This window comes from Sulfitobacter sp., assembly GCF_039977885.1.
Lineage (GTDB): Bacteria > Pseudomonadota > Alphaproteobacteria > Rhodobacterales > Rhodobacteraceae > Sulfitobacter.
The window spans coordinates 53,695-79,241 of sequence record NZ_JBDWCI010000006.1; the positions used below are offsets into that span (position 1 = coordinate 53,695).

At 55.0% G+C, this 25,547-nt stretch carries 18 protein-coding genes; 10 read left to right on the forward strand and 8 right to left on the reverse strand.

The window, feature by feature from the left end:
- Nucleotides 1-7: 7 nt before the first annotated feature.
- Nucleotides 8-1,168, reverse strand: coding sequence for a glycosyltransferase (locus tag ABJM03_RS02860; RefSeq protein ID WP_348415378.1), 1,161 nt, complete (start codon nucleotides 1,166-1,168; stop codon nucleotides 8-10).
- Between the two features lie 319 nt (nucleotides 1,169-1,487).
- Here ABJM03_RS02860 and ABJM03_RS02865 point away from each other — a divergent pair, with 319 nt between their 5' ends.
- The 4 genes from ABJM03_RS02865 to ABJM03_RS02880 all read left to right on the forward strand — a co-directional run bounded on the left by ABJM03_RS02865 (nucleotide 1,488) and on the right by ABJM03_RS02880 (nucleotide 7,620).
- Nucleotides 1,488-1,727, forward strand: coding sequence for a hypothetical protein (locus ABJM03_RS02865; protein ID WP_348415379.1), 240 nt, complete (start codon nucleotides 1,488-1,490; stop codon nucleotides 1,725-1,727).
- Nucleotides 1,728-2,411: 684 nt separating this feature from the next.
- Complete coding sequence (locus ABJM03_RS02870) at nucleotides 2,412-3,113, forward strand: sugar transferase (RefSeq protein WP_348415380.1); 702 nt, start codon at nucleotides 2,412-2,414, stop codon at nucleotides 3,111-3,113.
- Nucleotides 3,114-3,377: 264 nt separating this feature from the next.
- Nucleotides 3,378-4,739, forward strand: a complete 1,362-nt coding sequence (locus ABJM03_RS02875) for an efflux transporter outer membrane subunit (RefSeq protein ID WP_348415381.1) — start codon at nucleotides 3,378-3,380, stop codon at nucleotides 4,737-4,739.
- 103 nt (nucleotides 4,740-4,842) lie between these two features.
- The gene (locus tag ABJM03_RS02880; RefSeq protein WP_348415382.1) at nucleotides 4,843-7,620 is read left to right on the forward strand and encodes a sialate O-acetylesterase; all 2,778 of its coding nucleotides are present in this window, start codon (nucleotides 4,843-4,845) and stop codon (nucleotides 7,618-7,620) included.
- A 54-nt stretch (nucleotides 7,621-7,674) separates the two neighbouring features.
- Here the strand turns inward: ABJM03_RS02880 and ABJM03_RS02885 are convergent, their stop codons facing one another.
- Nucleotides 7,675-9,339, reverse strand: coding sequence for a hypothetical protein (locus tag ABJM03_RS02885; protein ID WP_348415383.1), 1,665 nt, complete (start codon nucleotides 9,337-9,339; stop codon nucleotides 7,675-7,677).
- A gap of 219 nt (nucleotides 9,340-9,558) precedes the next feature.
- Here ABJM03_RS02885 and ABJM03_RS02890 point away from each other — a divergent pair, with 219 nt between their 5' ends.
- Entirely contained in the window at nucleotides 9,559-10,461 is a 903-nt protein-coding gene (locus tag ABJM03_RS02890) for a glycosyltransferase (protein WP_348415384.1), read from the forward strand.
- Nucleotides 10,462-10,758: 297 nt separating this feature from the next.
- Nucleotides 10,759-11,439, forward strand: coding sequence for a calcium-binding protein (locus ABJM03_RS02895; RefSeq protein WP_348415385.1), 681 nt, complete (start codon nucleotides 10,759-10,761; stop codon nucleotides 11,437-11,439).
- 64 nt (nucleotides 11,440-11,503) lie between these two features.
- On the opposite strand, the gene ABJM03_RS02900 is transcribed toward ABJM03_RS02895, so the two are convergent.
- The gene (locus tag ABJM03_RS02900) at nucleotides 11,504-12,580 is read right to left on the reverse strand and encodes a glycosyltransferase family 1 protein (RefSeq protein ID WP_348415386.1); all 1,077 of its coding nucleotides are present in this window, start codon (nucleotides 12,578-12,580) and stop codon (nucleotides 11,504-11,506) included.
- 230 nt (nucleotides 12,581-12,810) lie between these two features.
- On the opposite strand from ABJM03_RS02900, the gene ABJM03_RS02905 reads away from it, so the two are divergent.
- Nucleotides 12,811-13,740, forward strand: a complete 930-nt coding sequence (locus ABJM03_RS02905; RefSeq protein ID WP_348415387.1) for a sulfotransferase — start codon at nucleotides 12,811-12,813, stop codon at nucleotides 13,738-13,740.
- Here the strand turns inward: ABJM03_RS02905 and ABJM03_RS02910 are convergent, their stop codons facing one another.
- Together ABJM03_RS02910 and ABJM03_RS02915 are read right to left on the reverse strand one after the other, a co-directional pair.
- Nucleotides 13,741-14,589, reverse strand: a complete 849-nt coding sequence (locus tag ABJM03_RS02910) for a hypothetical protein (protein ID WP_348415388.1) — start codon at nucleotides 14,587-14,589, stop codon at nucleotides 13,741-13,743.
- A 26-nt stretch (nucleotides 14,590-14,615) separates the two neighbouring features.
- The gene (locus ABJM03_RS02915; protein ID WP_348415389.1) at nucleotides 14,616-16,073 is read right to left on the reverse strand and encodes an oligosaccharide flippase family protein; all 1,458 of its coding nucleotides are present in this window, start codon (nucleotides 16,071-16,073) and stop codon (nucleotides 14,616-14,618) included.
- 244 nt (nucleotides 16,074-16,317) lie between these two features.
- Between ABJM03_RS02915 and ABJM03_RS02920 the strand changes: the two genes are divergently transcribed.
- The 3 genes from ABJM03_RS02920 to ABJM03_RS02930 are packed head-to-tail and all read left to right on the forward strand — an operon-like array spanning nucleotide 16,318 to nucleotide 19,492.
- Nucleotides 16,318-17,637, forward strand: coding sequence for a hypothetical protein (locus ABJM03_RS02920; protein WP_348415390.1), 1,320 nt, complete (start codon nucleotides 16,318-16,320; stop codon nucleotides 17,635-17,637).
- Nucleotides 17,625-18,692, forward strand: a complete 1,068-nt coding sequence (locus ABJM03_RS02925; RefSeq protein ID WP_348415391.1) for an acyltransferase — start codon at nucleotides 17,625-17,627, stop codon at nucleotides 18,690-18,692. The genes ABJM03_RS02920 and ABJM03_RS02925 overlap by 13 nt, the downstream gene beginning before the upstream one ends.
- Nucleotides 18,692-19,492, forward strand: a complete 801-nt coding sequence (locus ABJM03_RS02930) for a sulfotransferase (RefSeq protein WP_348415392.1) — start codon at nucleotides 18,692-18,694, stop codon at nucleotides 19,490-19,492. Before ABJM03_RS02925 ends, ABJM03_RS02930 begins: the two co-directional genes overlap by 1 nt.
- A gap of 18 nt (nucleotides 19,493-19,510) precedes the next feature.
- Here ABJM03_RS02930 and ABJM03_RS02935 read toward each other — a convergent pair whose 3' ends face one another.
- The 3 genes from ABJM03_RS02935 to ABJM03_RS02945 all read right to left on the reverse strand — a co-directional run bounded on the left by ABJM03_RS02935 (nucleotide 19,511) and on the right by ABJM03_RS02945 (nucleotide 25,417).
- Nucleotides 19,511-22,267 carry a S8 family serine peptidase gene (locus ABJM03_RS02935; protein WP_348415393.1) on the reverse strand — a complete coding sequence of 919 codons (2,757 nt, stop codon included), beginning with the start codon at nucleotides 22,265-22,267 and terminating at the stop codon, nucleotides 19,511-19,513.
- 452 nt (nucleotides 22,268-22,719) lie between these two features.
- Nucleotides 22,720-23,937 carry a polysaccharide biosynthesis/export family protein gene (locus tag ABJM03_RS02940; RefSeq protein WP_348415394.1) on the reverse strand — a complete coding sequence of 406 codons (1,218 nt, stop codon included), beginning with the start codon at nucleotides 23,935-23,937 and terminating at the stop codon, nucleotides 22,720-22,722.
- A gap of 178 nt (nucleotides 23,938-24,115) precedes the next feature.
- Nucleotides 24,116-25,417: an FAD-dependent oxidoreductase gene (locus ABJM03_RS02945; RefSeq protein ID WP_348415395.1), complete on the reverse strand. Its 1,302-nt coding sequence runs from the start codon at nucleotides 25,415-25,417 to the stop codon at nucleotides 24,116-24,118.
- Nucleotides 25,418-25,547 lie beyond the last annotated feature (130 nt).

Genomic DNA, 25,547 nt, shown 5'->3' on the forward strand with positions numbered 1-25,547 from the left:
TCGTCACTCAGGCGGCGCTGATTGCCCTGTTGTAGTGGCTGATTTGTGCGTCGATCCAGTCTTGCGGCGCGCTGCACAGGTTGGCGGTGCCCGATGCGGCCAGCAGGCTCATCGCTTTGACCTGATCGGCGGGCATGTCGGCCATCTTGCGCAGCACGGTAGCAAAGCCGTTAATCTCGCCCGGGTCGCATGTGAAACCCACGCCTTTCTCGGCCATCTCGGGTCCTAGTAGGGCGCTTTGCGATAAGATGACCGGTAAGCCCGACAAAGAGGCCTCTGCCGCAACCAGCCCGAAAGGTTCGGGATAGCGGGAGGGCATGACAAGGGCGCGGGCCGATGCGATTGCTGCGCCGATCGCGTTGCGGTCAAGCCAGCCGTGAAAGGTCACATCGGGGTTTTGCGACCGCAGCGTATCCAGCAACGGACCGGTTCCAATCACGCTGAGTGGCACCTGCGCACGTTTGGCCGCTGTGATCAGGTCTTCGATCCCCTTTTCGGCCTCGACCCGACCGATAAAGAAAAAGCGGCTGTTCTCCTCTGCAGGAATACGCGTGGCACTTAGGGATTCAGCGGGATTGCGAACTGTGTGCAACATCTGAGAAGGGTAGCCCGATTTTTCGTAAAAGGCGCGCATTGCGGGGTGTATCATCAATATGCCGCCCCAAGGGCGGTCACGGGGCATGGTGTGATGCAATGTCATCTGCCTACCGACGCGCCAAAGCTTTTGCGCATAGTTGCGTTTGTCGCAATGGGTTGTCAGGCAAGGCGCCGAAAGCGGGGTGCGTTGGCAAGGTGAACCGCGCTGGTAATCCATAAAGCCCCCATTCGGGCACGCCAGAAAGAAATCATGCCCATGGACAAAGGTGCGCTGCGCGACGGGCTGTAGGGCGGCATAGATCGACGGGGTGAGGGATTTGGTGAAGCTGTGAATATGATAAACGGTTTCTGGTGTGTCTTCGTTTGCTATCATCTCACGCAGCATTACATGGGAGGCTTTGCTATAGAACCCGCGCGTCGCGGCCACGAGCGGGTTGCTTTTCATCAAGGCGGTGCCGCCTGCATGGCGTTTATCTATGTCATGGTCGGGGAACAGGTCATCCGAGCCGGAATCACCCGTGGCAAAAACCACCTCTATTCCCCGCTCATGCAGCATCTTTGCCTGTAACATAGCAAGCCCTGTTGCGCCGCCGCGCGCAATGCTGGCATCGTTTATTATTACAACCCGGAGCAAAATCAATTCTCCATCAAATAAAAGAAGATAAATATAACTTTCGAAAAATTCAGATATTTTTGCACTAAGAGCAAGCTCAAAGAAAAAGAATAAGGGTGATAGAGGTAATGAATATGTAAACTGCTGTCACAAGGGCGTGTCGGTCGCTCTTTTCCCCTCCGCGGGGCGAAATAGTTGGTTTATGGTTCTTTAACGCTGATGCGGCGGGACATATATATAGTCTAGCCGGTTATATTTTGAGTGAGTGAGGTTGATAATGCAGATTGATAGTGTGAGCCCACACGCACCCCTGAATGATGATCCTGATGCAGTTGAGGTAAAGCAAGTGTCTAATGGTCTCGGCGCATGGGTGATTGCGATACCGCTGGCGTTGATCTTTACTGTTGGGATTATTGTTGGCTTTGACCTTAATCTGCTGTGGTCGATTCCTGTCTATATCCTCAGCGGCAGCTCCTTTGGTGTCATCTTTACCCTGCTGGCGATGTTTCGACGGTAAAACCGATGCGTAGTTTGGCGCCAGTGTATTGATGGGCGTCGAACCTTATTCTTCGGGCGTCTTACGCTGCTTGTCTTGTTTCATTTGAATGCTGCATTGCAATAAAATGGGACCTCGGGCCTGAGGTGCAGCGTTTGTGCATTATGCGTTTTGTTTGTCTTTAACCTGCCGGCTGTGCCTTTGTTATTTGCTGCTCAATGCTTCAGCACAGTGATTCTGTTTTGATTCCTTTTATCTTCAGTAACTAGTTAGGATTAGTTAGCGATTACGTTTCTTTTTCATAAATTTGGGATAAGTTGTTTATTTTGAGTGACTTATCTAATTTTAATGAGATATTAATGATTGTTAATGGAATATGAATTTTTTACGATGTCATATTGTTTGCGTTGACGGAAACTGTGCAATTGAATATAGATTGCCTAAGTTTTGCACAATTTAACCGTAATTAAAAAATATCGCACCCGGAACTTCAATTTTAGCTGTGCAGACGCAGCATTTCATTATTTGACTACTTTTAAGACATAATAATCAAAAAAAACGAGCAGATAGATTTGAGCCGTGAAGAGAGCATTTTTGCCGGGCTTGGATTGAATCTTGAGGCGATGACTAACCACAGGCATAGGCCACGTCGTTGAGTGGATTTATTTTGCGCCTCCAGGCGCGACCAAGATTTAGGTGACCCATATGAAGCATTCACTCAAAACCCATTTTGAAAATGACAGCCAGTTTGTGCTGCCGAACTTTGATCAGGTTGCTCCCGTTTCTCGGGCATTCACCTACGGGAAAATTGGCAAACGCCTGACAGATCTTATTCTATGTGCCTTCGCAATTCCGCTGATCTTGCCGGTCGTTATGATCCTTGCATTTCTGGCGCGGCGCGACGGGGGACCTGCATTTTTTGGCCACACCCGGATCGGGCAGAATGGCAAACCGTTCAAATGCTGGAAAATCCGCAGCATGGTACCAGACGCCAAGCAACGGTTGGAAACGCTGCTGGCCGAGGATCCTGCCGCACGGGAACAATGGGCGCGCGAACGCAAGCTTGATAGTGATCCGCGCATTACCGGATTTGGCGATTTCCTGCGTAAATCCTCACTTGATGAGCTGCCGCAGCTCTGGAATGTTTTCCGGGGCGAGATGAGCCTTGTTGGCCCCCGCCCCGTTCCGAGTGACGAGCTTGACCAGAATTACGGCCAATACCGCCGCGTATACCTGAGAATGCGCCCGGGTGTGACGGGCTTGTGGCAGGTTTCTGGCCGCAACGATGTGTCTTATTCAGAGCGGGTGCAGATGGATGCGACTTATTTCAAGTCGATATCGCTGAAACAGGATTTGAACATCATCATGCGTACGGCTTCTGCGGTGCTAAACAGAACCGGTAAGTAAGGGCACTGCTCTTTCTTTAATTACATTACAACGAAATGCCCGACTGATTCTTGGTTTGCCGGGCATTTTATTTTGGCGGCCTTTATTTCAATACTATTCAAGAAGGCTTCAATTTACCCCAGTGTTTTATTTGCCACATTTATGGCAATAATATAACATGGATTTATCATTAATTACTTAACCAAGTCAGAGTTTGGTAATAAAGATTAATATATATAAAAATAATACAAAAATAAAATTCGGGCAGCTGACAGGTAACCCAATATGAAAATGACTAGATTGGCATCTTTGGGTGCCCTGTGTCTTGTGGCGTCTTGCGGCGTTGTAGGTCCTGATTTTGAACGGCCGGGCTTTGCTACAACGCAAGCATTTGCCTTTACTCCCAGACTTGCGCTCAAACAGGCTGCAGAAGACGATTGGTGGAAGGCGTATAAAGAACCTTTGCTGGATAAACTGGTAGAGGAAGCAATGACCCAAAACCTTGATCTGGAGCGTGCGCGCTCACGGATCGAGGCAGCCCGGGCGTTGCAGGGTACAGTGGGGCGCAATGCACAGCTTAGCGGTGCGGTGACGGGACAGGTCACCGTTGGTGATACAGGTTCTTCCTCGACGCGGGTGCGGGCGCAGGGCGGTTTTCAACCGGCGTTCATTATCGACCTGTTCGGAGAACACCGCCGTGGGAGCGAAGGGGCCCAAGCGCAGGTGGATGCCGAGGAGTTTGACCGTGCAGCCATCCGTTTGGCGGTTCAGCTGGAGCTGGTGGAATCCTACCTGAATTTACGCGCCCAAGAGGCGCTGCTGGTCGAGCAGAACCGCTCGGTTCGTAATCGCAGGCGTATTGTCGACGTATTGCAGCAACGATATGCGGTCAACGATGCCACTCTCATTGACCTACGGCGCGCGGAGGCGGTGCTGGCTACGGTTCAGGCACAAGTGCCCACATTTGTAGGTGCCCGCAGGCTTTCGGCGCAGCGGATCGCGACGCTATTGGCCCAGCCGGTACAAGAGATTTTGCCACAACTGGAAGATGGCAATGCCCTGCCCGCCCCCCGCGCAGGCGTATATGCTGGCGTTCCTGCGGCCTTGCTTCGAAATCGGCCCGATATTCGCCGTGCCGAAGCGGATTTTGCCGTAACGGTCGCAGAAATCGGCGTGCGCGAGGCGCAGCTTTACCCGTCACTCAGCATCAGTGGAAATATGCAGGCAGCATCCTTTTCGACAGTCACCCTAGGGCCGGTACTGACATTGCCTATTCTCGACCGCCCCGCACGCCGCGCGCGGCTGGCGAACGCACAGGCCCGTGCCCGCGAAGCGCAAACCGTCTGGCGGCAGACGGTTCTCAATGCCATCGAGGAAGTGCAGACAGCCCTTATCAATCTCGAAGAGGCTGATGAGCGGATGACCCGCCTTGAGGATTCGGCGCAGGCCTATCGGTCGGCCCAAAGGCTGGTCAATAAGGCGTTCGATATTGGTGCTGCCACGCTGTCAGAGGTGCTTGATACCGAAGAAAATGCGACTTCGGTCCGCGCGGAAACTGTACGGGCGCGGCTGGCTTACGGGCAGGCATGGGCGCAACTGAACGTGGCTGTCGGTCAGGGATGGCACCGGCCAGACGCGGTAAACTGACACTTTGCGCGACCTGTTGCATGGGCTGCGCACGCAGGCCTAAGCACTTTTTCAGTACGAGGAGCCACTTTGGCGGCTGATGTCATTCAGCCAAGGTGGACCCATGAAACGCACTATCTCCGTCAAAGCGGCGCAACGCAGCAAGCGCTATGATCTGCAATTTTATGCAGGGGAAAGCCTTGCTTTTGCTGTTCAGGACAGGCCGGAGGGGGCGGTTGCGGTACTAACGATCGGTGCTGATACCGCCGCGAATCCGGTAATCGAGTTTACGGGGCAAGACGCTATATTTTTGGATGTGGACACATTGGCCGTCATACCGGAAGGACGCCAGTGGAAGTATAATTTCTGGCTGAAACATAACGGCACAGCAGTTCTGATCCGCTATGGCGCGTTCGATAAGCTGGAAAGCCTTGCGCCAACCCAAAGTGACAGCGAATCCGGTAACAACCCGTCCCAACCTCTTGCCGGGATCGTGGCTCCGGTCATCAGCGGAAGCGCGCAGGTAGGGCAAGTTCTACAATGCTCCGAAGGCGGATGGATCGGCTCTGCCCCGCGCAGTTTCAGTTATCAATGGTTGCGCAACGAGGCGGCGATCGAGGGTGCGATCGGGCCGAGCTATGAGGTGATGCCGGATGATGACGGCATATCTATCGCCTGCACCGTGACTGCCGATGACGGGTTCAGCCAGATCATGGCGACTGCAACGGCGGTGAACATCACCTTTCCCCCGCTATCAAATCTGGCATTGCCGGTTATTTCGGGCAGTTTCACAACGGGAGAGACGTTGCTTGTGTCGGACGGCCTGTGGTCGGGACCTGTCACGCTGGGCCAGCAATGGACGCGCGGCGGTGTAGATATTGCGGGCGCGACATCTGCCAGCTACGGGATTCTGCCGAACGACGCGGGCGAAACGATTGGCTGTAGGCTCACCGCCCAGAATTCTGGCGGTGTTATGACAGTTCAGGCTTCGGGGGCGCGTGATGTCGCCGCTGGCGGCGCAACAGATGGTGCATTGCTGTTGGTCGTTGCGGGGCAATCCAACAGCCGCACCGCCGGCACCAGCTCGGCCACGCCACCTACGCGATACACGGACGGGTCGCTTGGCGATGTGAGCATCTTTATGCGCGGCACCGGTGACAATGTGATGGCCGAAATCGCGGACGGCGCGTTTGCGGCCTATGACGTGACCAGCAATGCGGACCCAGACAACAGCGGCACCGCGTGGGGGTCCGAAGCCGAGTTCATCTACCAGATGCGGCAGTCAGGCGACATGCGGCCTGTCTATGTCGTGAAGGAAAGCCAGAACGGCCAAAGCCTTGCCGAAGATTGGCACCCTGACGCAAGCGCTGATAACTTTGAACAGCTCGAGGCCAAAATGGTTGAGGTCCGCGCGGCCCTTGCAGGGCTGTCATTGGAGGAAGTGACGCTTTGGAACCAAGGCGAAGCGGATGCAAACATCTTGGCATCCTCCGAGGCATACGCCGCCAACTGGGCATATTTTCTTGAGCAATACCGCAGCCGTGTATCGGGCGGCCTGTTCATCGCAGAGCGCATTCGCCCGCTTGGATATGAGGGGGCTTCGATCACCGACAACAGCCTTGGCTTTTTGCAGGCCTGGATGGTGCGCGAGGCCACGCTGGCGGGCGCTGTTGCTGATGGCAACGCCTTGGTTGTGGATACCGATTTCGACACCTCCAACTTTTCCAGCATCCACCCGACCGAACCGTGGATCGAGAATAAAGGCCTGCGCTGCTATGCGGCCTACGCGGGGACGTATGATGGGGCCTATGGCTCGATCCTCGACACTGTGCCGGATACGTTTGATTTTGCCGATGCGGTCGACGTGACGCCGGGGGCGAGCGTTTCGTCGGCGGCGATCCTGATTGAGGGGATCGAGCGTCAGGCACCCGTCTCCGTCACAGGCGGCGAGTTCCGCACCCTCAACAGTCTGGACGGGGACTATGTGGTGAGCGATTGGGCCTCGAGCGGGTTCGTGGATAAATTCCAGAAGATCCAGTTGCGCACAATGGCCTCTGGCGATGCCTCAACTTCATTTATTGTCGGTGTAGATATTGGCGGCGTTACCGATACATGGGCTGTCACGACATACGCCAGCGCGCCAAGCTTTGAGCCCGAAACAGAGGCGTTCATGGGTCAGGTCGCGGCCAATGGCGGTTTGGGGATCAGCGGTGTGGATGCTTCGGCGCTGGATGCGTTCTATGTATCGGCCAAGGCATCCACATGGTTTGGCAAGCTGCTCAAACTGTATCTACGGTTGGGCGATCAGGTCGCGTCATCGCTCGACCTTGTGGGTCAGTCGGAAAGTCTGGCGCTCGTCAATCCGTCCGGTCAGTCTTATGTCTGGAGCGCAGCGGCAGGCTGGACCCCGCAAGAGACGAGCAACACGGGTCTGGATCTAGGTGTGAACCCGTCAACCGAGCTGCCGCAAGATGGATCTACTTTGGGTGTTTTCTATTCCGCGCTGGCCACGAATACACGGGGCGATCTGAATGGCGGGAATGGGATATTCCTGCGTGCAACGAATGCCGGTGCCGCACGTTATCTGCTCAACAGCGGCGGCAACAGCAACGCAAGCGGGCTGACCACCGATACAGGTATGCGTGCGGTAGTGCGGGACAGCGCGTCGTCATTGCGGCTGCACGGGCCGGATGGGGCAATCATCAACTCGGCAACAGCCCCAAGCATACCTCCGACAGGTACAAACCTGTCTCTCGGGAATGCGACAACCGGAGGCGAGACAGGCATCCAGTCCGATGCAAGGTTCTTTGGCGGGTTTGCTGCGGGTGCTGCCCTGAGCGAGGCCGAGCTGCAATCGTTGGCCGTCACATGCGAGGATTTGCTGTCGCATTTCGCGGGCTAGGTCCAGCTTTGGGAGCATGGCAGTCGCGCCTATGGGGCGCGGCAGTCGGGCGGGTTAATCTGTCGCCAGCGAAATACGGTATTTGGACACGTCCCCTTTTGGGGTGCCGTTGTCATTTACCGATATCTCCAGCATGTCACCGGCTTGGAATTGAAGGTCGGGCAGGTTGATCAAGATCTTTTCCTGCGCTCTACCCGCCCCCGAAAACAGCAGCTCATCGCGCAAGGTGACCGTCACAAGAATACCGTCCTCAGACCGGCCTTCGGCGGTAAAATCCGCACGCAGATGCAGGGTTTTTTCCGACGTTGCCGTGTAACGGTGCACAATGTCCTTATCCGTCCCTGGCAGCAGGCTGTCGGCCGTGAGGCGGATGTCGCGGTGGTCGGGATGGCCACGATAGGGAAACCACGGAACGCCTGAGCGTTCTTGCCCGGGCAAGGTCATAAGCGGAATGATCTGTCCGGCCTTGCGGGCAAACCTTGCAAAGCTATCACCTTGGGCCTGTAGCTCGTCCTCTTGGGGGTATACGAACTGGTGAAAGCTGTCAGCTTCGAGTTTTTGGGGGCCAAGTGTGACCCCGTCTTTCACGGCACCGCCCTGAGACACCAGCACAACCGGAGTAACAGGATCAAGCATGGCAGGCGCGGCAATAGCCTGCCCTGTCGCATCCAAAGCCGTAATATCCTCCCCAAGCGTCAGCTTGCGCTGCGCACCCCAAAGCACCGCAACATCCTCTCCGAACTGACAGCCGTAGGTGAAATCATCATCGCTGGCATCCGACACATCGCGTCCTGCCATGCGTTCGGAAATCAGCCGAAATGTCAGACCCGCAGGGGTAATCTGTCCCGCCGGGGTAAAAAGCGGAGCCATCTTTTCGCCGCGCAAATTGCCGGGAAACCAGACCGCCCGCGCAACATCCCCCAAGGCAAATTGGCAATAGTTACGCAGCATATGCCCCGGCGCACGCATGGCCCCCGGTGTGCCGAACTCGGTTATTTCGACGGGCAGGCGTGCCAATGCAGGATGGCGGCGCAACACCTTCATCTGGCGGACAAATTGCTCGGCTGGCGTGGTGTAGGGGTGCACAGCCAGTGCATCCATGTAATCCGCGCCCCCGTGGTCCATTATCTCCCACAGGTATCCCCCGGGCAGCGAATGGGTCGCGCCGCCTAATACGCGTAGGTCGGGTTTTGCTTCCTTCACCCCGTTAAACCCCGCACGCAGCATCGGCACATAAGCGCGCGCACGCTGCAACGGGGGCATGTCCTTCAACGGTCCGCGAACAAAGTTTACGCCATTGAATTCGTTTCCTACCTCAATGCCATCAATCGCGGGAAACCGGTCAACCATCGCGGCGGTATATCCGGTCAGCGCCTCCAGCGCCTCAGCGGAGTGGGGCGTATCGCCATCATCATAAAGCGGATTACCCCAATTCGTCACGATTGTGACAGTGCTGCCCGCCTGCGCGATGACATCGGGAAAGCGAGTGCGAGGCGTGGCAAAAGCATAGCGGCCCTTCGCCGTTTCGACCCGCCCCCAATTCATACCGTCGCGCAATTGCGTCAACCCCACTGCACGGGTCAGATCCACCAGACCGGGTTGCACACCCTGAGAAAGATTGGTCGCGGCACCCAATGCGGGTGCAATCAGCGTTTCTGCCGTCCCGGAACCGGCAAACCCGAATAGCGCCGCTAATAATAAAGGGAGGCGTCGAAACATGAGATATCTCAATCTTGTAATTTCAAATATATTTTAGCAGACTGCGAAAGTATTGCTATGAATTCCATTTTGCCCAGAGAGATTTTACAAGGGCGTATCGCGCGCTGCTGAAAAACAAATCAATTTCAAAACCCAAGTTGACGCAATAGCGGAAATCCCATCTTCTATACCTGCGATGGCGGTGCCTCGTTCAATATTATTTTTAACAGGAATTTCTAAATGTCGCCGACCCAACCCAAGATCGCAGTGGTAATTTGCACTGTGGGCCGCCCCGACACCGTTGATGAGCTGGTGCCATATCTTGTTGCCCAAACACGGGCCGCGGATCGGGTTGTATTTGCCGTCACCCGCCCCGAAGATATCGGTACAGATTCGGTTGGCGCATTTCCTGCCGCCACAAGAGTCGAGGTTATTTTCAGCGAAAAAGGTCTGCCACGGCAACGCAATGCGGGGCTGGCCCATGTTATGGGCGATTGCGATATTGTCGTGTTTTTCGACGATGATTTCGTGCCATCCAAGCGTACTCTACAGGGCATCGAAGACGGGTTTGCGCGCTGGCCGGATGTCAACGGTATGACGGGTCAGTTGATCGCGGATGGCATCAACGGGCCGGGATTTGATGACGCGCAAGCCGCACAAATGGTGCGTGAATACGACCAAAAGCCCCCCACCGAAGCACGCATTTTGCGGGCCGGACTTGAGGGGCTTTACGGGTGCAATATGGCCTTTCGTGTATCGGCCATTGGCGCGACACGGTTTGACGAACGCCTGCCCTTATATGGCTGGCAGGAAGATGTGGATTTTGCCGCGCGTGTATCTGGCGGGCGGATCAAAACAGATGCCTTTGCGGGGGTGCACCGTGGTGCCAAAGGCGGGCGCGAGACATCTGGAGCCAAGCTGGGATATAGTCAACTGGCCAACCCATGGTATCTTTGGCGCAAGGGATCATTGTCGGGACGTTTTGCTTTGCGGCTTGCCGCGCGGAACATGGCCGCGAATCACAAAGGCATGCTGCGACCCGAGCCATGGATTGACCGCAAAGGACGGGCAGCCGGCAATTGGCGCGCCTTATGGGAAATTGCTACATCTCGCGCAAAACCCGAACGTATTTTAGAGCTCTAAAACGCAAAAAATATAGCTCAATCAAATTAAGGCTTTATTCCATATCAAAATGAACTTTTATCAAGTTATATTGACAGAATTTTAACGTAATTGTTATTATTGCTTTGGGAATCGCCTATCTTGGCGTAGACCACAGGTGGCGGTATTTAATAAGTTGTTTTTTATTCTGCCAAATAATTAAACATTAGCCTAAACTTATCGCCGCTTAATAAAATTAATACGGTTCGCAAATTACCAACGCGGAGCCGAACTCAATTTAACACGATTCACATTCTTATACCTTTAAGGGGGACTACCATGACTTTAATCTCAGGAACAAGCGGTGCCGATGCTCTCGCGGGTGGCCTTGGCCCAAACAACATTGTTGGTGGCGCAGGTGCTGACACTTTGACCGGTGGCGGTCAGAACGACACCATCAATGGCGGCCTCGGCAACGACTCAATCGACGGTAACGCAAACGCAGACGTCCTGCGCGGCGAAGGCGGTCTTGACCATATCAACGGCGGCAGCGGTGCCGACAAACTGTATGGCGATGGCGGCAATGACCGGATGGACGGCGGCTCGGGCAAAGACAAGCTGTATGGCGGCGACGGCAATGACCGGATGGATGGCGGCGCGGGCAATGACCGTGTTTACGGTCAGTCCGGCAGCGACGCTGTAGCGGGCGGCGATGGCGACGACGTTATTTACGGTGACAACGCCAATGACGGAAACGACGACGAAGGCTATGCCGACTTTTTCGTTTTCGACAACGACGACGGCAATGACAAAGTCTTTGATTTCGAAGAAGGCCTGGACAGCGTTTATCTTTCAGATGCCGTTGATTTGTCTGATGTTTCCTTTGCCCTGACCGGCAGCGGGAACACTGTGATGACCTATGGTTCGACCACGGTTACATTCTACGATTCAGTTGTGACTATGGCGGATGTCTTGACCACAACCGACCACGCCACCGTCGAAGATCTGCCTTTCGTCTAATCGTCAGATCAGAAAATAACAAAGGGCTGCGCAAATGCGTGGCCCTTTTTCGTTTCGCAGCCGATTACAAAAGCGGCTGAAGACATGACCAAAGGCGATCACCGGCATTGTCCCAGCTCAGGGTTTTTGCCCGCTCGGCCCCCCGCGCCGTCACAGCTTTTGCTTCTGCTTTATCAAACAACATACGGCTGATCGCTGCGCGCCATTGCTCTGTATCATCCGGGTCTGCGTAGCAGGCACCATCGCCGCAGACTTCGGGCATCGCACCGGCACGCGCCGCAACAACAGGGGTTCCGCATTGCATGGCCTCAACAGGCGGCAGGCCAAACCCTTCGGTCCGGGACGGAAATGCAAATACAGCCGCCGCAGCATAAAGTGCGCGCAATTCTCCGTCCGAGACAAATCCGGTAAAGATTGTGCCCTCGGGCGGGGTCCACCCCCGTGATACATAGGCCTGTGCGTCCGGCCCGCCCGCCACAACAAGGCGCACCCCCGCGAGCGCTTCATCCTCCATCGCGGCAAAAACGCGGGCGATGTTCTTGTATCCTTTGGCCGACCCGACAACCATCACATAGCTTTTCGGTTCTAGCCCGTATCGGGCAAGGATCGCATCATCCGGCATCGCGTCAAGAATGTGATCTGTGCCATTATGCACAACGGATATTTTACCAGCGTGACCAACACGGTGCCGGACCAATGACTGCCGCGAAAAATCGGAGACCGTCAGCAAATGCCGCGCGCGCGCGCCAATCACCGGCAGCAATATCCGGTAAGCCGCAGCCTGTTTGCCGGTATAATCAGCGGGATAAAGATAGGTCTGTGCGTCATGTATCATCACAACAGAATTACGGTGCAACACCGGCCCAAGATTGCAGAAATTTACCAACAGGTCTCCGCGCGCAATCCGCGGCAGGCTGAGCATTTCCCACCCCTGCCCGTTTCCAAACCGCCCCTTATGTACTTCGGGGACCAATAGCGGAAACTCCGGATCAGGGGCCGGCGCAGATGGCGCGACCAACCGAACATCACAACCCGCCGCACGCGCACGGGCGATCAGAAGGCTGGCGTAATGCGCCGCTGTCCGGTGCACCCCATTCAGCCCCGCGCCAAGGAATTTTCCGTTAATTGTAATTCTGGACATAATAGTCCCTCTATTTCAGTATAAGTAAGCTATTCGGTGTCCGCCCCGATAAATCAAGATGCGCTATTCAATTCAGTTAGCGCCAATTACGCCTGCTGTGATCTATAGCATAAATTTAGTAAAATCACGCTTTTGGCGGGGATAAAGTCCTTGCGCCTTGACCAGATGGGATCTGAATGAATACTTGGACTCAAGCGCAATTATTATGCGCTTTTATTAGGAATTGACCGATGAATAATAGCGTTCTGGAAAAATCCCCCAATCCGCAGGTATCAGAGACAGCCCTCAAGATGCCCAATCTATTTGTTATCGGGGCATCAAAATCGGGGTCCAGCGCGCTACATGCCTATCTCAAGGTGCATCCTGAAATTGCGATGAGTCTTGAAAAAGAGCCCTGTTATTTCATCGACCAGGAAGAGCTGACCGAAATGTGGCCGATCATGGCGCGCCGCGCGTGTAGTCACAACAAAGACGCCTATCTTGCCCTGTGGAAAGGCGGAGAGCAGGCGCGGTATCGCGGCGAAGGATCGGTCTATTACTCACAGGCGCCGCATAAATCCGGTGTGCCCGCCCGCATTAAGGCCGCCTGCCCTGACGCCCGCATTATCTACACTGTGCGGGAGCCTGTCTCCCGTGCTGTGGGCCACTACTGGCAACGCTTCAAGGAATTTCAGGAAGAGCTGCCTCTGGAGCGCGCGGTCGTGGAAAATGCGCTCTACCGTGACACCTCGGATTATGCGCTGCAAATGGAAGCCTATCTTGAACATTTCGACCGCGACCAGATATTTGTGATCGTCGCCGAGGATCTACGCACCCGACGCCGCGAAACGTTGGCCGAGGTGATCGCGTGGCTTGGTCTGGAAGATTATTCCTTTTCCGAAGACGAAATCGCCGAAGTGCACAAATCACCCTCCACATCGCGCAAACAGCGGCATCCGCTTGTCTCGAGCATCCGCAATTCGGCAGCTTGGGCGTTGCTGCGCAAATATCTGCCATCCTCGGCCGTATCCGCATTGCGCAAATCCGCGACGGTAGAGTTTGAAAAAAAATCCGTGGATGAAACACAGGCACGGGCATGGCTGGCCGATTATCTCGCCCCGCGCATCACCGCCTTTGAAAAGCTGATCGGTCGCGAAATTCCCGCCTGGCGCAAAGACTGACTATTGCGCAGGCTCAAGCGCCGCAGCCGCCTGTTGGGCCGACGCATGCAAGGCCGCATCAGCGGCGTAATATTCCTTGATAAACGCTTCGACATCGGCACCCAGTTCAACCGCGTCATAGCCTTTTGCAGCATCGGAAAAGACGCCGCTTTTCATCCATAGAGGATGCATGGCGCGTTTTAAGCCGCGCGGCATCAGGTTGCGGCCTGCAAAACGGGCCACCGGCTGTATCGCGCGGGCCCATGGTTTTGGCTGCCGGCGCGCATGATCATGGGTGATATCCAACACCAAACCGGTCCGCGCCCCTAACCACTGCGCTGCGATATCCGCGCGCGCCATGGGGAACACGCCATCAACCCGCCGCGTGCCGTCAATGTCGGTGAAATCCACTTGCCGTATGAAATGCACGTAATCCAGATCCGCGTGCCTATCGCGCGCAGCAAGCCACTCGCACACGGCAGCAGCCTCTTGTGCGACTTGCGGATCGTCAGCGCGAATGGCACCGGCACCGCGAAACTCTTTCAGCCGCTGCATCAGGGCCGACATGAACCGCGCGCGCGGCTCACGGGTTAATGCCAGTGATGTGCTTTGCTCAAAAGCGGCCCAACTGGCGGCAAAGGCATCCTGCAAGGCCCAGAGGGGCAAATGCGCAGGATGTATTTTCCCCAAGGATGGATGATCAAACCCTTCCTCGGATAGTGCCGCAGCCGCATCATTGTCCACGCCCATATCCTGCGCCAACGGCGCAAAGGAAAGCGTGCCCGCACGGGCCATCGCATTGCGTACACTTTGCCCGCCATTTTTAGGGATATGCACAAAATAGAACTGCTGATCAGAAAGATATCTCATGACATGGGTTCCATTCCAATGAGGGGTTAACCGGAAAAAACGCTAAGCGTAAAAACCCTAAGCTTCCAGCCAAGGGCGAGGGTCACCGCCCCCAGCACCGCAGCCAAACCGATGCCTGCCAAAACAGCCAGCATATCGCCTTGTATTGTGGCACTTAAAGGCTGCCACAGCACATAAAGAGCCACGCCATACAGCACCGACAACCCTGCCGCGATAAAAAGCGAACGCACAGCCCCCGATACCTCGATAGATTCGCGGCGCAGCACAACAAAGGCCGATAATGTGGTCAACAACATCACAACCGCCTGACTGACCGCAAGCGCGATAAGCCCGAAAGGAGAGGCCGCCAGTACGGACAAGATCGTAATGACCGTCCAGACCAGATTAAACATCGCCACAAGACCGGTGCGGTCGCGGGCGGCCAATGCAGGTTCGATGACCAAGGTTCCCACATTAAGAACCGACCGGATAGCCATCGCAAATGTCACGCCAAGCGCGGCCATATAAGCGGGGTTAAAGAAATCGGCAACCACTGTTGGTCCAATCACAATGACCACAGCGGCAACGATCCCCGTCATCAAGACCACGCTGCCCACAAACCGGCGTAGCGGCCCGCCAAGGTCTGCACCCTTGCGCGCGGCAGCGCCGAATTGGGTCAGGGCAAAACTGCGCATGGGCTGGGCAACAATATCTGTCGCCCCACCGGCAACGCGGCTCCCGAAGCGGTAGAGGCCGGCTTCTGCTGTGGTAAACATAAGCCCCAACAGCAAATCACCCGCATAGCGCGACAGAAAATTCAGAAACCGCGCGCCGTACAAGCCGCCGGAAAATTTAGACGCCTGCCGCGACAAACTGCGATCAAAGGTAAAACCGGGGCGGTCCTTGGAGAAGAGCAAATAAAGCAGCATCGCCGTGAGCACCCGCAAATAACGAAATGCCACAAGCGCATATAGCGATTGCCACATCCACAAAAGCAAGGCACCGCCAATAAGCGCTGACAAATTTTGCACAAACATAATCGAGAAATGAGTATTCACCGCACCGCGCCGCAGCAATGTCGCCGAAAACCACGCCCCTGCTCCGGCGATGGGTTGAATGGCAGCCAGCGCCAAAAGAACGCCAAATAAATCAGGTGCCTCAAAAAGCCGCGAAAGCGGCAGGGCAGCAACAGCGAGCAGCGCTGAAGCAGCAGCAGCCAGCCCAACGATCATCCAGAAGGCGGTCCCCAATACGGCGTGATCATCTTCTTTCGCGTTCACGATCCACTGATAAAAACCGGAATAGGTGAGCGTTTGAATCAATGTGATAAAGATAATCGCAATTGCATAAACACCGTATTCGGCGGGCATTAAAAAACGCGCTGCCAGCAACGTAATGACAAAGGTTGCAACCTGTTGAAGCGAACGGGCTGTGAAGGCAAATAACGCCAACCCGATCCGCTTTGCACGCCCGGATTTTGACGTTTTTCCTGCTGCGTCGCTCATATTCGGGAGGCGTCCTGCAATTTATAGTTTGTTAATGTATATACTTTAGGCAAATTATAGAGGCTTTATGCAAACATTAATTTGAAACCACAACTGGGCGTTGCGTAAATTCGCTCATCAACATATTTTATGGCAAATGCAAATTGTTCAAAGCACCCTTATTGCTATTTTATTTGTGGCTTGGGCGTTAAGGCGCGGGCCTTATAGCGGAATTGTTGTTTTTTTCATCGCAATTCCATTTGGCATGATGGCTGCATTCAATCTGCCCTCGGTCGGGAATACCTCGATGATGGCATATGATATGGTTTTGCTGACCGTTGGCATGATGCTTTTGTTCAAGGTCGGGGTCCACGACGATGTCGGGCGGCTTCTTGGCGCGGGTTGGGCGGGGCGGCCGCTGTTGCTGTTTTTCCTGTACGCATTGATCGCGACAATGTTCTTTCCTCGCATTTTTCAGGGTGCGACAGATGTGTTTTCGATCGGACGTGTTGCGGGGCAAATTGGGATCGTGACCCGACCGCTTGCGCCGGGCGGGGGTAATTTATCCCAATTGGTGCGCATGTTTCTCGCCATTCTGGCATTTGCGGTGCCCGCCGTGGTGATGATCCGGCGCGGCGATACACAGCTTGCTTACCGTGCGGTTCTGGTGATGTCGCTCACTCATGCCGCCCTTGGCCTTTTGGACCTTCTGACACAGGCCAGCGGGACCAGCTGGATCATGGCACCCATCCGCACGGCAAACTATGCGTTGACCTTGGGCCAACAGATGTCCGGCCTTGACCGGATGATCGGAGGCTTTCCCGAAGCATCATCGTTTAGCTATCTATCGCTCGGATTGTTGGGATTCTGGCTTGGCTATTGGTTCCATAATCAAAGCAATTCCCGTGTGCCAATGCTGATGACGCTGCTATTTGCCTTCCTTGTCCTGCGCGGCACCTCTTCTTCGGCTTATGTCGGCACTGCGCTATTGGCCGCGTTGTTTATCGTGCTGCGGCTGCGGGATGTCGGGCGCAGCGGGACCGGCACGTTGGACAAAAGCGTTGCTGCCGCCCTGACGGCGCTGGTTGCTGTGACGCCCGTTCTGCTGGTTGGCCTGTTTATGATGTACTCTATGGTGCCCGGCTTTACCGATTTTATTGATCGCAGCCTGCTCAATAAATTATCAAGCGATTCAGGCGTCGAACGGATGAGCTGGAACAGGCAGGCGCTGCAAAATTTCTCGGACACATTGTTCCTTGGCGCCGGCCTTGGCTCTGTGCGCGCCTCCAATTGGGTGGCGGCGGTGCTGGGGACAACCGGTCTGATTGGTATGGGCTTGATGCTGATGTTCTTGTGGCAGCTGTTCAAAATACCCCTCACCCGGATGAGCGCAGAGGGCCGCCAAATTGGTCTGGCGCTCAAGCTGGGGCTTGCGGGCTGCCTTGCACGTGCGTTGGTCGTTAAGGCCACGCCAAACCTCGATCTTATCTTTTTTGCCATGGCAGGGCTTTTGGTCGGACTGTCGATCCATTCATACGGCAGGCAAAGACAGCCACAAATCGGGGTGCCGCAATGGCAACCCTAGACACGCCTCAACTGCCTGAAAAATCGGGGCGTTTGATATTCGTGCAATATCTGCGGGGCTGTGCCGCTATGATGGTCGTATTCCATCACGCCCTGCACCACAGGCCGGGGATTTATAACCCGCTTCAGCGCGACATTGATCTGGGGCGACCGGGTGTATTGATTTTCTTTGTCATCAGCGGCTTCATTATGATGCACGCCTGCCGGAACGAGCCCCCGCTCACCTTCATACAGCGGCGGATCATCCGCGTTGTGCCGCTTTATTGGCTCATGACTTTTGCCTTTTTCGCAATCATCTTTCCCAATGACTTTGCCGCGGGGAACCCGACCCGCCGACTGGACGAATTGATCCAGTCCCTGTTTTTCATACCGCATTGGCACAGCGGCAAGCCGACCGAGATCTGGCCAATTCTCGTGCCGGGATGGACGCTCAGCTATGAAATGTTCTTTTTCGGTATCTTCGCCATCGCCATCACAAGCGGCCGCCCTGCGCACAGTGCCATTTTCCTGCTGTCTATGCTGTTGATCGCAGGCTGGATTTTTGATTACGAAAATCCAATCTGGCTCACATGGACAAACAATTTCCTCATGTTGTTTATTGCCGGCATAACCTTGGCACTTGTCTGGAAGAAAACCGATTTTTCGGCAATTGCTTGGATACTCCCCGCCGGTGCGCTGCTGATCCTTGCTGCCGGGATCAAACTGCCGCCAGAGGAGTGGATCGTTCCGCTGTATTTTGTGTCCGCGGTTATGATTGTCGCAGGTGTGCTTGCCTGTCAGGATCGGTTCCCCGCGTTTAACGCACCAATTCTCGCGATCATCGGCAACGCGAGCTATTCGATTTATCTGTCCCACACGATTACGATGGTCCCTCTCTACAAGGTTCTACGGGCATTACCTTTGCACGGCTGGTTACAGTTCATCGTTGTGTTTGTCTTATCCGTCACGATTTCGACCCTGATCGGGATCGCCATTTACAAATTGATTGAACGGCCCATGATACAGGGCCTTGGCAGGGTTTTCGATAAATCATCCTCGCCGAAACAGGGGGCCTGATGCCAGCCATGTCCATGCGCGAAACCGTCAAAGCCATGGCCGGAAAGGCCGCCGCGACACTTTCGCCCCAATGCCGGTTTGATCGGGCTATTTTCATTATTGCCCACATGAGATGCGGCTCAACCGCGATGTCAAATATCCTGTGCACGCGGCCCGATGTCAGCGGCTATGGCGAATCCCATGTTCGCTTTAACTCCCGCGAGGCTTTGGGCCGGTTGGTGGTCAATCAGGCACTCAGAAATGCATGGAAACCCCGCGCGCATCATCTGTTCGACAAGATTTTGCACAACCGCCACGACGGCGCAGCGCCGGAAGAGTTCTATCAGGCGCGCGCCATCTTTGTGGCTCGCAGCCCCGGCGCGGCGATCCGGTCTATTCGCGTGCTCTACAACGGGTTGGGCCGTGACGAATACGGCACCGATCACCTTGCTGCGCAATACTACCTGTCACGGCTGGACGCCATGCAGGCTTCATGGGAGCGCTTTGCGCCCGATCGCCGGATCGGCCTCACCCACGCCGCCTTGATCGAGAACCCCGATGCAGCGCTTGCACGGATCAGTCAGGGCCTGTCTATCACGCCGGCCCTCGAAAACCGTTACGAAAGCTTGTCCGCCTCCCGCAAGGGCGGCGGCGGCGATCCGACAGCCAGCGGCCGCTATACCAGAATTGAGCCGCTCATCGGCACGCCAAAACCCGACCCCGTAGACGCATTGGAAATCCCCGACAGTCAGCGCCGCGCGGTTCAAAAAGCCTATGCCGATTTCACCGCGCTTCTGAAACAAAGCGCCACGCCCGAATAATCGGCGCGGCGCTGAGCGTTAGGCGAACGCGAGGCTATCCACGTCAAGCTGGCTCATCATCAGCTCATCCAGACCCTGACCCGAGATTTGCAGCAGTCGCGTGACCCCTTCATCCGAAGTCATTTCCAGTGCAAATTTCCTGCCGTCAGCCACCAGATCAAAGGAAATACCGTCATTCCCACTGATCCCCTCAATCAGGATCACATCCCCTTCAGAGGCGTCAAAATCGGAAATCGTATCAATCTCTCCGGCGTCTAACACGTTGAATACAAATGTATCTGCGCCATCGCCACCCTGCATGACATCTGACCCCGCGCCGCCGTCCAGCGTGTCGTTGCCATCATCCCCGCGCAGGTTATCCGACCCGGTGCCGCCAGAAAGGTAATCATTCCCGTCCTGCCCGATGAGGATATCACTGCCCGCCTCGCCCCAGATCTGATCATTGTCCGCACCCGCGCGCACCTTGTCGTCGCCTTCGCCAGCAAGAAGGAAATCATCCCCCGCATTCCCGACAAGATAATCATCACCCAGACCCGCTTCGATCCATTCATCTCCACCATCGCCGCGCAATGTGTCGTTTCCGGTCGTGCCTGTCAGGCTCTCGTCATAGTTGGTAGGCACTTCATCTTCGATAGGATCTTCGGGGACGATGGGTTCCTCCGGTATCACGGGCTCTTCCGGTACGACGGGTTCCTCTGGCAGAACGGGTTCCTCCGGCTCGACCGGTGTTTCGCGCTCTTCTTCATCAGGGGGCGGGGTTTCCCCACTGAACAGATCGGCAAGGTCGGACACCCCATATATGACATCGGCAAAGCTGTATTGTTCGAACCCCGTCACATAGGATAACGCATCATCGAACAAACCCAGCATAAAGCTGCCGGTATCTGTCAGATATCCGGTAACATCGGCAAAAACACTGTCGACCATCAGCGTGTCTTCACCCGCGCCGCCATCCAGTGTGTCGGCACCATTCCCGAAATAAATCACATCGTTACCACGGCCCGCAGACAGCAGATTGTCCGCATCATTGCCAGATAGAATATCATCACCATCGCCGGAAAAAGCGTTTTCAATCAAGCCGCCCGAGAGGGTCACGCCTTGGCCAGCGATCACCGTCTCCGTGGCCCCGCCAAGGTCGATAACACTGTCCGATGTAACGGCGGCTGCATTGATTGCATCCACACCGCCGTCCGTATCTGCCAGAACGCTGCGCGTCTCCAGATCGTCACCATCGTACAGAAATTCGAACTCATCAGTATAAAAATACGTGTCATCCTCGGTGTCGACGGCATCGCCATGTACCTGCAACGTCACATCACGCAGCAGCCCGCTAACCGGTTCACCCTGACCACTGGTGGCCGTTGGATTGTTGTTCTGGATGACCAAAGTCCACGTGCCCTCCGACATCTCTCCCATGGAGGCCACTGAGGAGAATTCGAAATTCCTGATGCTGCCGACACGTTCGAGATCGGGCAGGTCATGCACCAGACGCACTTCTGTCCCGTCCGGTGAGACCAACCAGACATCCAGATCGCCGGTATAGGTCCAGGACAGGTTCATCGACAGTTGAACATGTTCAACCGAAATACTCTCGTCCACGGCAATCTCGACTTCGATGCGGTCGTTTTCACCTGCCACCAGATATTCATCGGTTTCTACCGTCTGGCTCAGCGATGTGCGGTTTTCCACGGTCTGCTGTTCGGTCCATGTTTCCGCCATACGCACCGCATCATGCACGTTAAGAAAACCATACCCGAAGCTATCGGAGAAATGCATCCCGCCGCCGTTGAACGTATTTGCGCCGTTCGTCACCCAATCACTGCCATGAGAGGCGTGATCACCCAGCCCGTCCTGACGGGCCGATAGTGCGAGAATTTGCTGGATGTCACGGTAGCCAAGATCCGGATTCGCCTCGAGCATCAGTGCAATCGCCGCAGAAACCGCAGGTGCCGCAAAGGAGGTGCCTGAAACCGACGCGAAATCATCACCAGAAGTCGTGGAAAGCACGTCCACACCGGCGGCTGACACCAGAACATTGGCACCGATTGAGGTAAAACTAGCCGCATCGCCATCGCGCTCTACCGCGCCGACGGCGATGGTGTAGGGAGAATTCTGGAAGTTGTGGTAATTCGAGGTGCCGGTTTCGCCCAAATTACCCGCCGCGAATACCATGGATGTTCCAAGACCGTCGCGGCCCTGTGTGGCGGTGAACTCAAGCGCTTCGGCCATTTCGGAATTTGCTGATCTGGAAAAGTTATCCGAAAAGTTTTCGGTAAAACTCCATGAGTTGTTTACAACATCGAACTCCGCAGCAGCCCGAATGCCCGCCAAAGCCTGAGAAACCACATCAGCGCTGCTGTAGTCCATCGCCAGCCCGACAAGCGTTGCACCCGAAGCAATCCCCGCCGTTCCGAAACCATTCCCCGTCTGGGACGAGATAATTCCCGAAACCATGGTGCCATGCTCATCCGAGATATCAGAAGATCTTACCGTGAAGTCCCCCGTGCCGCTTGAGAGGTCAAAATCAAGGTCGGTGTCGTAGGCTTCCCTAAGCTCGGTATGGGTATAGTCGATCTGACTATCGAGCACCGCAACAGTGACACCTTCGCCAGAGTAATCATCCCATACCGATTCAACATCAATTCGCAGGTCAGATCGTGTGGACCCTTCGAGATACCAACTTTTCCGGATCTGCGTATCTGCGTAATACGGATCTTCGGCCGCATCCAGTTCTGAGGTGTTCGCTGTAATCAGCGCTGATGGGCTTATGGTCATTCCGGACACTCCTGAAATCGTTGAGGTTTCTCGTCAAGGAGAAACTATTCACAGGAAATCACCCCAATATTGTGACCGAACAATGACCGAATAAAAGTGAAGCCTAGGCACATAAATCACATTAAAAATTAAAATTATATTAGCCGCCGCAGGCAAATAATTTATTAACCTAATGAGGCATGAAAACGATTCCAGAAAGCCGATCAAAAGAAATTTTGACACCTTATCAACTACTTAGATGTAAACGAAATCTAAATAAAAACAGCGCCAATGCGCAGTTTGATTACATCGAAATCCCGTTACTTCAGTTAAAATCACAAAAACGGTACCCACCCTTCGCCAGAAAGGTGCCTAAATTAATCAATTTCTAAGAATAGAATATACAGACAGCGGATTTAGAATCCCGAAGTAATAGAATCGGAATAGACCTATTCCCTCAGCCCTAGCGGTTTTTAGTTGGCTGGCGAATCTTCGCCGACCGCCATTTTCACGATCAGCATCTCACCCGGCAAGATCGGAGTGTCCAACCCCACATCGGACAGGCCCTGCCGCCCGTCCCGCGGGCTAACCACGGCGTAAGTCGGATCAATCACCTCGGACAGCATCAGCGACCCCACCAGATTGCCTGTTAAAACGGCCTGCTGTTCAAGACGGCGACCATAGTTCAATTCAGTATCCTCAAGCGCCAGCCGTTCGGTTTGCAACGCGCCCAACCATTCCTCGCGGCGGGTCCGCGAAAAATTCGACAGCCTGCGCCGCGCTTCGGAAACGGCCTGTACTGCGGCAATGCGCGCCGATTCCAGTTCAAGCGCGCGGGCCTGCGCATCAGCGTTGCGTTGGATAACCGTCGTCAGCCGTGCAGCTGTCTGCAAGCCGCGCTCTTGCAGATCTTGCGCTCTCTCCAGCTCCTCGGCTGTATTGACCAGGATTTCTTCCTGAACCGCAATCCGCTGTTCAAACAACGTTAGCTGGTCTTCGATCAGGTCAATCTCATCTTCCCACAGGGCTATGGATTCCGCCGCAAGGTTGCGCGTCGTCTCGAACAACCCGCTTTCTGCTGCCTGCAGGTTCTCGAGCGGCACAATCCCCGCTTGCGGAATGCGCTGAACAAGCGCCTTGGAAATCGAATAGGTTTCAGCACCTGCCACCAGCGCCTCGAGACGGGAAATGCGCAAAACAGAACCCGCTATCGACAGGTTCAGCGTGCGCAGCGCGCCTTCATTATCAATGCGCGCCCGCTCGACCTCAAAACGCGACACACCCGATATCTGGCTGCCACCGGACAACGCCAGCGCCGCGCCAACGGTCATGCCCGGAATATAACGATACTGCCCCGGTGCTGTGACATCCCCCGACACGGTAATCGGCGCATAGTCGAGCATTTGCAAAGCCACCGAGGAATTCAAAAACACACCTGCGTCCTTGATCGCCTTATCTACCAGCGCTTCGGCCTCGTCCAATGTCGCGCCAGCCACCGGCACGCCCCCCGCACCGGGAAGCCGCAATTCACCGTCAATATCAACCGCGACCTCGACGGAGGTGCCCTGCGACAGATAGCTGACCGTGACACGATCCCCCGAAAGCAGCCGATACTCCTGTGCCCCCGCGCCCGCCGCAGTGTACAACAGCGCCGCAAAGGCCAATGCAGTTAATCCGATTGCCTGCTTCATGTCAGGGTCTTCCTTCCAGTTTGCTCGGAAATACCAGAGCGCTATTTTTATGCGGGAGTTGCCAAATTGGTGCAAGGCCGCGAAATTTCTATTCAACTAAACGCTGCGGACGAATTGGAGTCGCCCTCAAATTAAGCAAAATCTAATATAAACAAAAACGATTTACGCCAGTCAAAACCTAAAGACCGTCAAGAACTTCTCTTACGCGGCGAATAACGCCGGAAGCCGTTGGCAAATATTCAAACCGCCCCTGCCGGCCAACGGGGATAACACCTGCTTGGGTAATTCGCGCCAAAATATCAGGCACCATCGCCATTTGTCCTGCTGAATACACCGGATAAGCAGCCTGCGCGAGATGCCCGCCCTCAAGCTTAACCCCGCGGGCAAACCCCATCTTTTCCGCATGGGCGGCAAATGCCTCAAAAGCCGCCTGCTTATCCGCTTTTTGGCCCGGTGGGACGGTTACTTCGACAGTGAAATATTCACGCCCCTCTCCCGTGCCCGGATACAAGCGAGAGTAAACCGTCGCCCGTTTCCAACCACCCTCGGAGTGAAAATTGAAAAACACATTTCCACTATTCGGGTGCAACCACTCGGCCGAGACAAACAATGACAATAAATCCAGTGACTGAACCTCGGCCGGTGCGTCGAACAACGCTTGATGCAAACTGTTCAGGGGCATGGCCCCCACGACTGTCTCGGCGGTAAACTCGGCCCCACCAGCCTGCACTGTCATGGCACCCGCTGTGCCCGAAATCCGCTCTAATGTGCAGCCTGTGCGAATGGTCACGCCCTGTGCCACCAACTGTTTAGAGATACGCTCAAATAGGGCGTCATAGCCTTCAACAGGGCGGATATGTAATGGCGGTCGCGGCGTTTTATTCATCTTGCGCCGCGTCAACGCCCGCCAGCCTGCCCGCGCAATCCTGTGAAAACTGGTCGCCTGATGCACGAAACGCATACGCGAATCGTAGAACTCGCGCCCGATCAACGCCGGCGGAACACCATTGAAATGCACTGTGTAGTTGCGCAACCCAGTCTCTTCAAAAAACACACGCCCCAGCCGCGCAAGGCATATATCCTCAAGGGTTTCACCCCGCGCACCTTTCATTCGCCCCAACAACATGGACGCCATCGCGCGCACAAGCGTCCCTAGCGGCCAGCGCACCACATCCCCCGGATCAATCGGATAATGCCGAATAGACCCGTCCGGCAAAAGCCGCCGCTGTATCCGCCGCGTGGTTGGACATTGATCTTCCAGCCCTGTCGCAAGCTCAAAGATCTTTGCCGATGGTTCGTAGAAAATGCTTCCGATATCAAATGTATAGGGGCCGATATCCACAGATTTGTGCATCCCGCCCAAACGCGTGGCACCTTCGAGAACAAGCACACTATCGCCACGTTTGGCCAATTGCCCCGCAGCGGCAAGCCCGGCAATGCCACCGCCCAGAATTACAACATCAAATCTGGCGGCGGTCACAACTTTCTCAAAAAAGGCAGCATGATAAAGTCATATAAGGCACCAACGCCCGTCGCCATATTGCACAGCAATTTATATGTCATGCAGAGCGTAATACGCGTATTCCTTATTTTTTTATAAATTCATCATT